The sequence below is a fragment of the Microbispora amethystogenes genome (genome assembly GCF_016863015.1).
In the GTDB taxonomy this organism is placed as follows: domain Bacteria; phylum Actinomycetota; class Actinomycetes; order Streptosporangiales; family Streptosporangiaceae; genus Microbispora; species Microbispora amethystogenes.
This window is the reverse complement of record NZ_BOOB01000058.1, coordinates 68541-83149: the sequence shown is the minus strand read 5'-3', so window position 1 is coordinate 83149 and position 14609 is coordinate 68541. Positions and strand designations below refer to the sequence as shown.

5 protein-coding genes are annotated in these 14609 nt (G+C 72.1%); 3 read left to right on the top strand and 2 right to left on the bottom strand.

Annotation, left to right across the window (positions count from 1 at the left end; all coding sequences use genetic code 11):
• Positions 1-910 precede the first annotated feature (910 nt).
• The 3 genes from Mam01_RS32265 to Mam01_RS32255 all read left to right on the top strand — a co-directional run bounded on the left by Mam01_RS32265 (position 911) and on the right by Mam01_RS32255 (position 7697).
• A complete protein-coding gene (locus Mam01_RS32265) occupies positions 911-2413 on the top strand; it encodes an endo-1,4-beta-xylanase (protein ID WP_204288959.1) in 1503 nt (500 codons plus the stop codon).
• 516 nt (positions 2414-2929) lie between these two features.
• Entirely contained in the window at positions 2930-4402 is a 1473-nt protein-coding gene (locus Mam01_RS32260) for a glycoside hydrolase family 10 protein (protein WP_204288958.1), read from the top strand.
• A gap of 307 nt (positions 4403-4709) precedes the next feature.
• Positions 4710-7697, top strand: coding sequence for an AfsR/SARP family transcriptional regulator (locus Mam01_RS32255; protein ID WP_204288957.1), 2988 nt, complete (start codon positions 4710-4712; stop codon positions 7695-7697).
• A 25-nt stretch (positions 7698-7722) separates the two neighbouring features.
• Here the strand turns inward: Mam01_RS32255 and Mam01_RS32250 are convergent, their stop codons facing one another.
• Both Mam01_RS32250 and Mam01_RS32245 read right to left on the bottom strand, forming a co-directional pair.
• Positions 7723-7881, bottom strand: coding sequence for a hypothetical protein (locus Mam01_RS32250; protein ID WP_204288956.1), 159 nt, complete (start codon positions 7879-7881; stop codon positions 7723-7725).
• A gap of 55 nt (positions 7882-7936) precedes the next feature.
• A complete protein-coding gene (locus Mam01_RS32245; protein WP_204288955.1) occupies positions 7937-14548 on the bottom strand; it encodes an RHS repeat domain-containing protein in 6612 nt (2203 codons plus the stop codon).
• Between the last annotated feature and the right edge of the window lie 61 nt (positions 14549-14609).

The following is a 14609-nucleotide window of genomic DNA, read 5'->3' as shown; positions in this document are numbered from 1 at the left end:
CGCCCGACGCCGCCATGGCCACGGTCAGGAGCGGCGCGGCCAGCCATCGGGTCAGCAACCTTCGCGCACTCGACCTGCGCGGGCGACGACTCTTGTCTGTTATCGCTAACATTTTTGTATCCAGCTCTCTCGGGGGGCGAACGCCGTGAAGTGGTGGCTCTGCGGCCGGGCATGATCGGATGGCCGGCGGTCGGGTGCGGGCCGCACCGTTGCGAGGAGTCGCGGGCCGGCCGATCCGGCTCCTCCCGCGCTCTGTACGGGCGACCTCCCATCGACGGAAGCGGCGACGAGGGGGAGGGCCGCGGAGGGAGGGTGGTGTCCGTCCGGGGTCTCGTACCGCTCGGGGTCGCCGGGTGCGCTTTCAAGACGAGGTGCTGTGCTGAGACGAGGTGCTGTTAACGTTAACAACGCCGTAGGGCCCCGAGCTCCTTTCTCTGTCCGGCGCGCCTACATGGTGGTGGGGCGGAGCAAAGCCGAGGTGACAAGGTGGCGTCAAGGACCCGTTCCGCCCGCGTCGGGCGCGCGCGACGACCGGGCGCGGGCCCAACTGGTCTTATGCCATACGTCTCACGCCGGGCGTGGGGGATGTGTGATGAAACTTTCAGGCATTCCGGCCCGACCGGAGAAGGCGCCTCGCCGCAACGTTTCCGGAGACCGGGGCCGATGCCCACGGGGGGCGATGCCGCCCGGCGAGAGCCGGCTGTTCCGAAACTTTCACTAAAGTCTTGACATGTTTCGGCGCGGTTTCCACACTGAGTCCCCGAGGCGATCTCCTGCCTGATGGTGGTGCTCAGGCGGGGGGCCGTCCGCGATGTCCTGGTGGTACGCACTCCCGATCGAGGGAGCGCGGCGTCGGCTCGCGACTCTACTCGCCTCACTCCCTTCCCGTTTCAGTTATGGAGGCTCAGGCATGGGCGTACGCGCCAATTCCCGGCCCGGAACCCGGCAGTCCTTCCCAGGACTGCGCCGGGCTCTGGCCGTCGGTGCCCTCGGTGTGCTCGGCGCGGTCACGGCGTTCGCGGCGGCTTCGGGCCCCGCCGACGCGGCGGCCAGCACGCTGGGCGCGGCGGCGGCGCAGAGCGGCCGCTACTTCGGCACCGCGATCGCTTCGGGCAAGCTCGGCGACTCGAACTACACGACCATCGCGAACCGCGAGTTCAACATGGTGACCGCCGAGAACGAGATGAAGATCGACGCGACCGAGCCGAACCGCGGTCAGTTCAACTTCTCCGCCGGTGACCGGGTCTACAACTGGGCCGTGCAGAACGGCAAGCGGGTGCGCGGTCACACGCTGGCCTGGTACTCCCAGCAGCCGGGCTGGATGCAGTCGCTGTCGGGCAGCAGCCTGCGCCAGGCGATGATCGACCACATCAACGGCGTCATGTCCCACTACAAGGGCAAGATCGCCTACTGGGACGTCGTCAACGAGGCCTTCGCCGACGGCAACAGCGGCGGCCGGCGCGACTCCAACCTCCAGCGCACCGGCAACGACTGGATCGAGGTGGCCTTCCGCACCGCGCGGGCCGCCGACCCCGCCGCCAAGCTCTGCTACAACGACTACAACATCGACAACTGGTCCTGGGCCAAGACGCAGGGCGTCTACAACATGGTCAAGGACTTCAAGCAGCGCGGCGTGCCGATCGACTGCGTCGGCCTGCAGTCGCACTTCAACAGCAACAGCCCGTACAACAGCAACTACCGCACCACGATCTCCAGCTTCGCCGCGCTCGGCGTCGACGTGGCGATCACCGAGCTGGACATCCAGGGCGGCTCCGCGCAGACCTACGCCAGCGTGGTCAACGACTGCCTCGCGGTGTCGCGGTGCGTCGGCATCACTGTGTGGGGCGTCCGCGACAGCGACTCCTGGCTCGGCGCCAACACCAGCCCCCTGCTGTTCGACGGCAACGGCAACAAGAAGGCCGCCTACACCTCGGTCCTCAACGCCCTGAACAACGCCGGCCCCGGCCCGACCAACTCCCCCAGCGCCACTCCCACGGTGACGCCGTCGACGACCCCGACCTCCGGCGGGGGCAGCGGAGCGATCCGTGGTGTGGCCTCCGGCCGCTGTATCGACGTGCCCAACGCCAGCCAGAACGACGGCACGCAGGTGCAGCTGTACGACTGCAACGGCCAGAGCAACCAGACCTGGTCGTCCTCGTCCTCCGGTGAGATCCGGGTCTACGGCAGCAAGTGTCTCGACGCCGCCGGCACCGGCAACGGCGCCGCCATCCAGATCTACTCCTGCTGGGGCGGCGACAACCAGAAGTGGCGGGTCAACTCCGACGGCACCATCACCGGTGTCCAGTCGGGCCTGTGCCTGGACGCCGTCGGACAGGGCACCGGCAACGGCACCAAGCTCCAGCTCTACAGCTGCCACGGCGGCAACAACCAGAAGTGGACCTTCAGCGGCTAGGCGAGTCCGTCCGCTGACTCTCCTCCTCTCAGGGTCCCTCACCCGCCACCTCTCCTGGCGGTGAAAGAAGGCCCCCGGTACGGCGCGCGCCGCCGTACCGGGGGCCTTCGCGCGTTGTGGGGGAAGTTGTGGAGGAGTGGCCGGAAGACGCCGCCCGGGTCACCGAGGCGCACCGCCCGGGCGGTCCGGTGATGTAAATTTCAGTGATTCTCACCCCTCGGGCGGGGTGGCCGGATCGAAAATTTCCAACGCCCTGGGCAGCCCATATGCCGAGGCGGGACGCCAAATGGGCGACAGGCCGCCTCCGAAAGTTTCACCCCAGCCTTGACATGTTTCGGAGGGGTTTCCACACTGAGGTCCCGAGGCGGCCCTCCTGTCCGGTGGTGGTGCGCAGGCAGGGGGCCGCCGTTTCGCGACGCCTGACGGGTGGCCGGTCCCAGTGGTGGGGCCGGCGTCCATCCCGCGCGGCATGTCGCCGCAGTACTCCCTTCCCGTTTCAGCTTTGGAGGCTCAGGCATGGGCGTACGCGCCAATTCCCGGCCCGGAACCCGGCAGCCCTTCACGGGGATGCGCCGGGCTCTGGCCGTCGGTGCCCTCAGTGTGCTCGGCGCGGTCACGGCGTTCGCGGCGGTCTCGGGTCCCGCCGACGCGGCGGCCAGCACGCTGGGCGCGGCGGCGGCGCAGAGCGGCCGCTACTTCGGCACCGCGATCAGTGCGAGCAAGCTCGGCGACTCGCAGTACACGACCATCGCGAACCGTGAGTTCAACATGATCACGGCCGAGAACGAGATGAAGATCGACGCGACCGAGCCGAACCGCGGTCAGTTCAACTTCACCAACGGCGACCGGATCTACAACTGGGCCGTGCAGAACGGCAAGCAGGTGCGCGGTCACACGCTGGCCTGGCACCAGCAGCAGCCGGGCTGGATGCAGTCGCTGTCGGGCAGCAGCCTGCGCCAGGCGATGATCGACCACATCAACGGCGTCATGTCCCACTACAAGGGCAAGATCGCCTACTGGGACGTCGTCAACGAGGCCTTCGACGACAGCAACGGCGGGCGGCGCGACTCCAACCTCCAGCGGACGGGCAACGACTGGATCGAGGTGGCGTTCCGCACCGCGCGGGCCGCCGACCCGGCCGCCAAGCTCTGCTACAACGACTACAACATCGACAACTGGTCCTGGGCCAAGACGCAGGGCGTCTACAACATGGTCAGGGACTTCAAGTCGCGCGGCGTGCCGATCGACTGCGTCGGCCTGCAGTCGCACTTCAACAGCCAGAGCGCCTACAACAGCAACTACCGCACCACGATCTCCAGCTTCGCCGCCCTCGGCGTCGACGTGGCGATCACCGAGCTGGACATCCAGGGCGGCTCCGCGCAGACCTACGCCAACGTGACCAACGACTGCCTGGCCGTGCCGCGGTGCGTCGGCATCACCGTCTGGGGCGTCCGCGACAGCGACTCCTGGCTCGGCGCCAACACCAGCCCGCTGCTGTTCGACAGCAGCGGCAACAAGAAGGCCGCCTACACCTCGGTCCTCAACGCCCTGAACGCCGCTCCCCCCGTCTCGCCCAGCCCCTCGCCGTCGGTGAGCCCGTCGCAGTCGCCGTCGCAGTCCCCCTCGCAGTCGCCGTCCCAGTCCCCGTCGCAGTCCCCCTCCCAGTCGCCGTCGCAGTCGCCGTCGGCGGAGCCGGGCGGATGCAGCGCGACGATGCGGACGGTGAACTCCTGGCCCGGCGGGTTCCAGTCCGAGGTGACGGTCACCGCGGGCAGCGCGCCGGTGAACGGCTGGACCGTAAACTGGACCTGGCCCGGCGGGCAGAGCATCAGCAGCCTGTGGAACGGTCAGCAGACCGTGTCCGGCTCCAACGTGACGGTCCGCAACGCGCCCTACAACGGCTCCATCTCCGCGGGCGGCTCCACCACCCTCGGCTTCACCGGCAACGGCAGCGCGGCCACCCCCTCCGTCACCTGCACCAGCCCGTGACCCACTGAGATCCACCGAGATCCACTGAGAACGAAACGAACGACCGGACCGAGCGGGTCCGGCCGGGAGCACGACTCCCGGCCGGGCCCGCTCGTTCGTGTTGCGGGGCGGAGACGCCGGCGCCGCCGGCCGGATCGCACCGCCTCTGGCCGGGCTGGCAGTTCGCCGTCGCGCACCCCTTTGGCCCTGACTAAAACCTTTTATACGGGAAGACCGTCCGGGTTATCCTCACCGCGACGTCCGGCCGTACCATCCCGGGGCTTGACTGGGGCATGACCTCTGGCGCCCCCCGGCATTCGGGAGCGACATGAGATTCCAGGTGCTCGGCGACATGGAGATCGTCGTCGACGACCGGGTGGTGTCGTTGCCGTCACGGCGCCAGGGGCAGTTGCTGGCCCTGCTCATCTGCGCCGAGGGCCGTCCGGTGCCGGCCGACCGGCTGGCCGACGTCCTGTGGGGAGGGCGGCCCGGCTCGCAGTCGGGCAAGAACCTGCAGGTGATCGTGCACCGGTTGCGCAGGACGCTGGACGACCCCGGCCGGATCCAGTACGGCCGTTCGGGTTACTCCCTGGTCGCGCAGCCCGCCGAGGTGGACTCCTGGGAGTTCGCCGCCCTGGTCGAACGGGCCGGGCAGGCGCTGGGGCGCCGTGACGGCCACCGTGACAGCCGTCGTGACAGCCGCCGTGACACCGAGGAGGCGGCCGTCCTGCTGGAGCGGGCGCTCGCGCTGTGGCGTGGCCGCGCCTTCACCGGCCTGGACGACCTGGCCCCGCTGGCCGAGGAGGCCGAACGGCTGGAGCAGCAGCGCAGATGGGCGCTGACCGAGCGCATCGACGCCGACATGGCCCTGGGCAGACACGCCCGGGTCGTCCACGAACTGGTCGCGATGGTGGACGAGAACCCGCTGGCGGAGCCGGCCGTGGCCCGGCTGATGGCGGCGCTGCATCACACGGGGCAGCGCACGGACGCGCTGGAGCTCTACCGGCGGACCCGTGCCGCCCTGGTCGGGGAGCTGGGGCTCGAACCCGGGCCGCAGCTGCGCGCGCTCCATCAGGCGATCCTGCGCGGCGACAGGGAGATCGGCCCGGCCGTCCCCGGCCGGGAGACGGCGCACGCGCCGCACGCGCCGCCGGGGACCGCGCCCTGTCTGCTCCCGCCGCAGCTCGGCGACCTGACCGGACGCGACGAGGAGCTGCGCCTGATCGCCGCCGTCCTGCGCGAGCGCTCGCCCACCGGACCGGCCAGGTGCGCGATCTCCGGCATGCCGGGCACCGGCAAGACCGCTCTGGCCGTACAGGCCGCGCACGAGGCGCGCGACCACTTCCCGGACGGCCAGCTGTACGTGAACCTGCACGGCGGGACGGCGAGACCGGTCGATCCGTCGCACGCGCTGGGCCGGTTCCTGCGTGCCCTCGGCATGCCGGCCACGGCGATCCCCGACGGCCTCGACGAGCGCGCCGAGGCCTTCCGGGTCCGCCTGTCGGGCCGCCGGGTCCTGGTGGTGCTGGACGACGCGGCCGACGAGGCGCAGGTCGAGCCCCTCCTCCCCGCCGGGAGCGGGTGCGCGGTGCTCGTCACGAGCCGCGCGGCGCTGACCGCGCTGCCGGGGACCCACCGGATCGCGCTCGGCGTCCTCGGCGACGCCGCCGCCGTCGACCTGCTGAACGTCATCAGCGGCCGGACCGGCGACGACGCCGACATCCCCGCCACCGAGCGCCTGGCCGCGCTGTGCGGACGGCTCCCCCTGGCGCTCAGGATCGCCGGGGCGCGGCTCGCCGCCCGGCCGCACTGGAGCGTCGAACGGCTGGTCGCCCGGCTGGCCGGTGAGCACGACCGGCTCGACGAGCTCACCCACGGGTCCCTGTCGGTGCGGGCCAGCCTCGCCCTCGGCTACTCCGGGCTGGCCGGGCCGAGCCGTGCCCTCCTCCGCCGTCTCGGGCTGCTGGAGACCCAGGACTTCGCCGGCTGGGTCGCCGCGGCGCTCCTGGACGCCGCGCCCCGCGACGCCGAGGATGTGCTGGAGGGCCTGGTGGAGGCCCGGCTCGTCGAGTACGCCGGGCTCGACTCGATCGGCGAGCCGCGCTACCGCCTCCACGACCTGGTGCGCCTGCACGCCCGCGAGCGCGGTGCGGCCGAGGACCCGCCGGAGGTCGCCGGCGCGGCGCTGTCCCGGCTGGCCGGGGGATATCTCCGGCTCGCCGAGCAGGCGCACCGGCTGCAGTACGGCGGCGACTACACGGTGCTGCACGGAAAGGGCACGCGGTGGGACTGCGGTCCGGCGGCGGTCCGGCGGCTGCTCGCCGACCCGGCCGGCTGGCTGCGCAGCGAGCGCGCCGGGCTGGTGGCAGCGGTGCGGCACGCGGCCCGCCTCGGGCTGAGCGAGACGTGCTGGGACCTGGCGATGACCGCGGTCACCCTGTTCGAGGCGCAGGGCCTGTTCGACGACTGGCGGAGCACATCGGAGACCGCGCTGGCGACGGCGCGGGAGGCGGGCGACGCGCGCGGCGAGGCCGCGATGCGTTACTCGCTCGGCACGCTGGCGGTGTTCCGGCAGCGCTACGCCGGCGCGCGCCCGCACTTCGACGCCGCGCTGCGGCTCTTCGAGCAGGTGGGCGACCGGCACGGCCAGGCCCTGACGATCCGCAACGCCGCGCTGATCGAGCGGGTGGAGGGGCGGGGAGAGGACGCGCTCGCCGGCTACGAGCGGGCGCTGTCGATGCTGCGCGAGGTCGGCGACCGGCACGCCGAGGCACATGTGCTCGGCAGCATCGCCCAGATCCACATCGAGCACGACCGGACCGGGGAGGCGGGCCCGCTCCTGGAGACCGCGCTGGCCGTCTACCGCGAGCTGGGCGACCTGCGGGGAACCGCCCAGATCCTCAACCGGATGGGCGCCCTGCTGCTGCGGGAGGAACGGGCGGCGGCGGCCGAGGCGGCCTACCGGCAGGTGGGCGCGGCCGCCCGGGCCGCCGGGGACCGCATCGGCGAGGCCCACGCGCTGCTCGGTGGCGGGGAGGCGCGGTTGCTGGCGGGGAACCTCGACGGCGCCGCCGAACTGCTGGAGTCGGCGCTCCGGCTCGCCACCGATGTCGGCGAGCCGTTCGTGGCCGCCCGTGCGCGGCTGACCACCGGCCGGCTCGCCGCCCTGCGCGACGACCTGCCCCTCGCGGCGTCGCTGCTGGGCCGGGCGGCGGAGGCGTTCGAGGAGATCGGGCTGCCGCTCTGGCACGACCGGGCGACCCGCGCGCTGCGGGATCTCGACGGGACGAAGGGTCCGGCGCGCCCGCCGGGGTGAGGCGGGCGCGCCGGGCGGAGATCCGTCAGCCGCCCCCGGGCTCGCCCCGGTCCATCCAGTGGCTGTCGCAGCCGTACGCCCCGGTCTTGCAGGGGTTCTCGGCCGCCGCGGCCGGGGCCGCGAGGCCGCCGAGCAGCGCCGCCGTCGCGACGGCGGCCAGCACCGCCTTGCGTATCCTGTTCATCTCTCTCCTCGGTTGGACCACACGATCGACGACTGCACGATCAACGACGTCACGATCAACACTGCCACGCCCACCAGGCGTCGCAGACGGTGTCCCGCAGCTGGCCCGGCAGCGGGCTTCCGGGCCCCTTGATCCCGGCCCGGCCCTTGGGGATGTCCCAGGTCACCACGTTGTACTCCGCGGCGGGCTCGATCTCGCCCTCGGCTATGCCGATGCCCTTGGCGTCCTGGAGGCCGTTCCAGTTGCCGTTCTCGTCGACCTTGGGGCCGACGCTGTAGCAGGGGCCGACCGGGATGACGATCGCGCCGCACACCGAGGCGCCGACCGGGCCCTGTTCGTCGGGTGACGCCGACGCCCACTGGACGGCCCCGCCGACTCCCGCCCCTCCGGGGCCGGCGCTGAGCTGGACCACCCCGCGCTGGTAGCTGAGGGACGCGCAGAGGCCCGCGCAGTATCCCACCTGGACCTTGAGGTGCTCGTGCACGGCTCGCCCGAACTTGCGGGTGCTCTCGTTGCACTTCCCGGGATCGGGGAAGCTGGAACAGCTGAACGGTTTGCCGAGGCCGCTCCGGTTCAGGAGCGGCCGCACGTCGCAGCCGACGATCAGCGTCCGGCAGGCGCGTGAGGTCTGCTTCCGCACGGCCCGCTGGGCCCGCTCCCTGGCCTGCTGGGCCTTCCTCCGTAGCTCCTCGGCCTTCCTGCGCGCCTCCGCCGCGCGCTTGCGCGCCTCCTCGGCCAGTTGCCGCGCCCGCTCGCGGGCCCGCTCGACCAGCCTTCTCTGGTAGTCGACGAAGCGGTGCCACGCGTCCCGGATGGCCTTCATGGTCGCCATGAACGCCCTGGTGATCGCGGTCACCGCCCTGATCAGGAGACCGCAGAGGATGCAGCCCCAGTCGTTGCCGTCCGGGTCGCTCTCGGTGACCGGGTTGTTGCCGGCGTAGGTGTACCCGTTGAGCTTCTGCGGCTCGTTGGAGTCGAACACCGGGTCCACCGACAGGAACCGTCCTTCACTCGGCAGGTATTCGCGGGCGCCGAGGTGGACGAGGCCGGTGGAGAGGTCGGCGGTGCCGCCGACGAACGCCCGCTGTGAGGGCCAGGAACCGGGTTGCTCGCCCCGGGGGTTGCCGAACGGGTCGAACCTCCGCCGGGTGACCTCCAGGGAGGCCGCGTCGATCGCCAGCTCGGCCGTGCCGTGATGGTCGGAGACGAGCCAGGTGAGCCGCTGGTCGTTGCCCCTGACCGCGATCGTCCGGTCGCCGTGGGTGTAGTAGCGCGTGGCGCTCGGAGTGGTGGAGCCGGTGTCGACCCGCACCTCCATCACGCCGAGGTAGAGCACCGTCCCCGAAGGGTCGCGCCGGATGAGCCGGTTGCCCTCGGCGTCGTACATGAACGAGGTGGTCCTGCCCGCCTCGGTCACCTTCGCGAGGTGGCCCTCGGCGTCCCACTCCAGCGTCTGCTCGGCGGAGCCGACCCGGCGCGTGGTGGTGTTGCCGGTCTTGTCGTAGAAGTAGGCGTCGGTCCGGTTGACGCCCGGCCCGGTCGTGCTCACCTGCTTCGGGGCGTGTGCCTGGGGCTGCCCGGTGGCGGGATAGCTGAAGGTGCTGACGGTGTCGCCGGTGGCTCCGTTCACGGCGTGCCGGGTCTCGGTCTGCCGGGCGCCCGTCAGGTCGTAGGTGTAGGAGTTCCAGTACGGCGTGGCGCCGCCGACCCCGCTCGGTGTGACGCCGCCGTTCGCGTCCGGTGTGGTGGTGCAGGCTCCGGTGGTGGTCCAGGCGTGCGACACCCGCCGCAGGTGGTCGTACCGGAAGCACTGGATGTCGGAGGCGGCGTTGGCCGCCGGAGGCGTGTCGGCGATCCGGGTGAGGTTGCCCGACTCGTCGTACTCGTAGTTCAGGTCGCCCTGCCGAACCTTCGAGTCGGTCTGCCGGTCGGTGATCCGGCGCAGCAGCCGCCGGGTGCCCTCCTCGTAGGTGTAGTCGTTCAGGATCTGACGGCCGTCCTCACCCCAGCGTTCCTGCAGCGCCTCGCCGCTCTTGCTGTAGAGCGTGTCGTTGACGTACGTCCCGAGGCCGCTGCGGGTCTGCAGCGGCATCGCCTGGTCGGTGTAGGTGGTGCGCACCGTCTCGGCGGGCAGGTTGCCGGCCTCCGGATACGTGACCGACTGGACCGTGCCGTCGGGGTTGTAGCGGGTCTTGAAGGTGTACGTCCCCGCGAGCCTGCCCTCCGACGCCGGGACGACGTAGCTGTTCGCGGTCGCCCGGTAGGCGGAGTCGTAGGCGTCGACCCGCGTGACGTAGGCGTTCGTCCCGTTCCAGCGCGTGGCGGAGACGGGCATGCCCTTGACGGAGGTGCCGTCGGGGAGCGTGTCGTACGTCCACGACGCGATCGTCGGGTCCTGCGTCGTCTTCCCGGCGTGGACGGCGGTGCGCCGGCCCAGCACGTCGTACTCGAACGCCAGCGTGCGGTTCTCGGCGTCGGTGCTGGTCGCGATCCGGTCCAGGTCGTCGTAGGTGTAGGCCGTCGTGCCCCGGTCGGGGTCCTCGGTCCTGACGACCCGGCCGCGCAGGTCGCGGGTGGTCCGCCACACGTTGCCCGCGGGGTCGGTGACCGTGTCCTGCTCCCCGCCGCGGCTGTACCCGTACCTGGTGGTGTCGTACGCGCCGACCGGCGACGGGCCCTTGTACTGGCGCAGTTCGACCGTCCGGCCCCGGGCGTCGGCGATCGTGGTCGTCGGGGTCGAGCCCTCCGGGGGATCGACGTCCGTCCGTTCACCGTTGTAGGCGGTCGTGGTCCGCCACTTCTCGTCGCCCATCACCTTGAGGATCTCGGCGGTGGTGCGGCCCAGCCCGTCGTAGGCGTAGACCGTCTGCGCCGGGACCGCGCTGTCGGCCACGCCGAGGATGAGCGGGCCGGGGGCGTCGGCGTTGGCGTACACGTCGTTGACCTTGGCGATCTGCCCGAGGGTGTTGTAGACGGTGTCGCTGAGCAGGCGCCCGCCGCCGTGCGCCGGCTGCTGGTTCTGCCGCGTGCGCAGCAGGCCGTCGTAGATCTCGTAGGAGACGTCGTAGCCGCCCTCGTTGTTCAGGGTCTTCGTGGCGACGGCCACCGGTGCGCCCTGCTCGATGGTGTACGTGAACTCCTGGCTCGGGCTCTGACCGGTGGGCCGGTCCGGCAGCCACACCTTGGCCAGCCGTCCCAGCGGGTCGTAGGCCAGCTCTGTGTGCCGGCCGTTCGCGTCGTCCTGGGCGGCCGTCACGCTCCACTCGGGACGCAGGGCGGTGGTCTCGGTGTGGCCGAGCGGGTTGGTGACGACCGTCTTGACCGGCGCCGCGTCGGCCGCCGGGGTGTACGACGTGGTGGACTTGGCGTCGGCCGCGTCGTAGCTCTCTGTCTTCCGTCCGTACGCGTCGTACACGGCACGCGCCGCCTGCTGGTAGACCGGCTGGCCGTTCGCGTAACCGCGCAGGTCCTCGGTCCTGGTCACGTCGCCCTTGGTGGGCGCGGCGCCGTAGGCCCCGCCGTCGTAGTACGTCCGGACGTCTTCGAGGACGTCGTCCGGCCGCCGGGGGGTGGTGTCGCAGGCGACCGCGACCTTCTCGCTCCGGACCACCGCGTTGAGGATCCACGCGCCGGTGTTGCGGGCGTAGGTGTTGCGGAGGCACTGGTCGTCGCTGGTGGTCCCGATGTCGCCCAGGTCGTCGACCGAGGTCAGCGAGCCGTACGTGTCGAAGGAGTTGCGGGTCTCGGTCCGGCGGATCGCGCCGGTGCTGAGCTTGCTGCGGCCGCGCACCTTGGCCACCGAGAGGCGGTAGGCCTGATCGGAGCCCTCCGTCGCGTTCGGCCCCTGCAGCCAGGGGTCGTTGACGGTGGCGGACACCTCGGCGCCGTCCGGCCCGTCCAGCTGCCGGGTCTCGCGCTCGAAGCCCTGCAGCCTCCAGTGGTCGGTGACCTTTCCTCCCTCGGAGTCGGTCACCTGGACGCTCCGGGTGCCGCTCGGCTGCTTGTCGCCGTCCAGCCCGCGGAAGAACAGGTGCTCGACGGCCGTGCGGCGGTCGGGCGCCTCGCCCGTGACGACCTGCACCTTCTCGTAGCCGCGCCACGCGGACCAGGTGCGGCGGGAGGCCGGGGCGAGCTCCAGGTCGTCGTACGCCCAGGCCGGGTCGCCCTTGTAGACGTAGTCGGTGCGGACCATCGGCGAGCCGCCGGTGAGGTCGACCTCCTGCGTCTGCACGGCGACGTACTTGTGGAACCAGTCGATGCCGGGGGCGGTCGCGCCCTCCGGGGTCCAGAACACCGGGTAGCAGCGCCTGCCGTTGGCGTGCGGCTGGGGGAGGGAGGCGCGGGTGCACTGGGGGTCGGAGTAGACGACCGTGAGCCGGCCGCCGGTCTCGTTGTTCACGCTGCGGATGCGCCACTTCATCATCGGTGCGACGCCTTCGAGCGCGTCGACCCGGTTGGGCATCTCCACGCCGTCGAAGTCGACCGGCGGCGTGCTGAGGGCACCGCCCACCTTGCCGGTGTGCTGGATCCGCGCCAGCCAGAGCGCGGCGCTCATGTTGTCACCGGGCTTGGGGAAGGACTGGGTCAGCGTCCAGGTGTCGACGTCGGTCAGCGCGCCGTCCTTGAGCACCTGGGTGGTCACCGCGGTCAGCCGCTTGCGGGTGAAGAAGACCGGCGCGTGGTTGGCGCAGTCGGCGCCGGAGGCGCACAGCAGGTCGGCCGGCACGTCGGGCCAGTAGGCGGCGTTGGCCTTGGTGAGCTTGGCGGGCGCGCAGTCGAACGTGGGGGTGCGGACGCACCGCTCGTCCACCGAGAACAGGACCTTCCCGACGGGAAGCTTGGCGTACGCCTGCCCGGCGCGCTGGCCGTACTCGATGCGGTCCAGGTAACCGCTCGCCGTGTACGGCGTCTCGTCGGCGGCCTTCATGTTGCGGCCGTAGTGGTTGGTCTCCTTCGTGTAGAAGAAGCTCATCGTGTTGCCGTGGGTGTCGATGACGTGGTCGAGGTTCCAGCGGTAGGCCTGCTGGCACCACGAGTCGGCGTAGGCCGTCTTGTGGCAGGGCTCGCCCGAGTCGTCGCCGTAGACGGGCACCGTCCAGGTGGACCCCGTCTCCTGCTTGCCGGAGACCCAGCCGGGCAACCGGTTCAGCCCGAAGAAGAACTGGGTGCCGTCGGGCTGCGTGATCTTCCAGTGCTCGCCCTTGGCGCCGTCGCCGTCGCCGTCGTCCCCGTTGACGGCGCCGGTGAGCTTCTCCACCCGGGACCCGTCGTCGTTCTTCAGCCGCCACGCGCCGGTGGCCGCGTCGTGGACGAGCTCGTTGGCCCCGCCGCCGAGCACCACGACGGCGTTGTCGCCGCCCCAGCACAGCTCGCCGTTCTTGGGGGTGACGCCGTCGTCCGCGCAGGACTTGTACTTGCGCTCGATGAAGCCGCCGGGGTTGAGGTCGAAGCCCTCGCCCACCCAGCTCGGCTGGTTGTTCGTCGACGCGGTGCGCCCGTCGACGCCGCTGGAGGAGTAGGCCAGGGCGAGCTCCGGCGCCGGGCCGCCCAGCGACGGCGGCACCCGCATCGGATAGGACCAGGAGAAGTCGCCCGACTGCGGGCTCACCTCCCAGTCGGCGCTGGGGGAGAGCGGGGTGGCGGTGTAGTCGCCGGTGCCGCCCGAGGGGGCGGCCGCCAGCGCGTAGAGCCCGGCGCCCGAGGCGGACGCGCCGGCCACTGAGCCGTTCCCGGTCGCGCCCGCGGCCGTCTCCCGGGCCGCGTCGGCGGCGGGCGCGGACGACGTGGCGGGCCCAGACGACGCGGGCGCCGCGCCGATCTCGGCGGTGAGCGTGCCCCGCGCGACGTCGTTCGTCCCCGGCACCGGCCGGGGAGCGGGACAGCCACCGGTCCCGGCGGGAACAGAGGCCAGGCCGGTGGCCGGGGTGGCGGTCGCGGCGCAGGCGGGCAGTTCCACCAGGCGCAGCCGGGCCGCCCAGTCGCCGCCGTAGGCGCCGCGGAACCCCGAGTAGTCCAGCTCCAGAGTGACCGGCGCGGCCTGCGCGGCGCCGTCGGCGCGGGTCACCCGCAGCCGCACCCCGGTGTCACCGGGCAGGGACGAGGCGACCGGGTTCAGCAGGTCGACCCGGACCTTCCCCGGCGCCGCCGCGGACGGCTGAGCGGGGGATGACTGAGCCGAGGACGACTGGGCGGAGGACGGCTGAGCGGCGGACGGCTGGGTGGCGGCGCTCGCCCGCGCGGCCTCGGCGACGCCCCTTCCGGGGCCGATCCGCACCGGCAGGCCGGACAACCCGACGAGGGCCGGCCGCGCGTCCGGAGCCCCCGCGTCCCGGACGGCGGCCGGATTCTGTGCGGCCGAATTCTGTGCGGCCGGCTTTCCGGCAAGCGCGGGGAGGGCGGAGAGGTCGGCCGTCGCGCTGCCCGCCCGCGGCCACACCACCTTGGGCGGGGCCTTCAGCGCGCTTCGCTCGGCGGGGTCGGCCGCCCCGCCCTTCACCGGGACGGGTGTCCCCTCCACCAGGTGGTCCCGCTGCGGGTCGGGGGGATCCCAGCGGTCGCCGGCGGCCGCCACCGGCTGGGCGTACAGGAAGGAGGCCGCGAGGGCGGCGATGGTGGTGACGGCGGTTCGGCGGCGGAGGCCGCGAGATCGTGACTGGGGGAAATCCATGGTGACTACCTCCGGCTGCCGGCGAAGGGCGCGGGAACGCCCTTCGCCGGCGATGGGGGGA

What these genes read in the sequence shown, in the direction of transcription:
- Mam01_RS32255 (WP_204288957.1), top strand. Translation starts at nt 4,710, where the DNA reads ATGAGATTCCAGGTGCTCGGCGACATGGAGATCGTCGTCGACGACCGG.
- Mam01_RS32245 (WP_204288955.1), bottom strand. Translation starts at nt 14,548, where the DNA reads ATGGATTTCCCCCAGTCACGATCTCGCGGCCTCCGCCGCCGAACCGCC.
- Mam01_RS32260 (WP_204288958.1), top strand. Translation starts at nt 2,930, where the DNA reads ATGGGCGTACGCGCCAATTCCCGGCCCGGAACCCGGCAGCCCTTCACG.
- Mam01_RS32265 (WP_204288959.1), top strand. Translation starts at nt 911, where the DNA reads ATGGGCGTACGCGCCAATTCCCGGCCCGGAACCCGGCAGTCCTTCCCA.
- Mam01_RS32250 (WP_204288956.1), bottom strand. Translation starts at nt 7,881, where the DNA reads ATGAACAGGATACGCAAGGCGGTGCTGGCCGCCGTCGCGACGGCGGCG.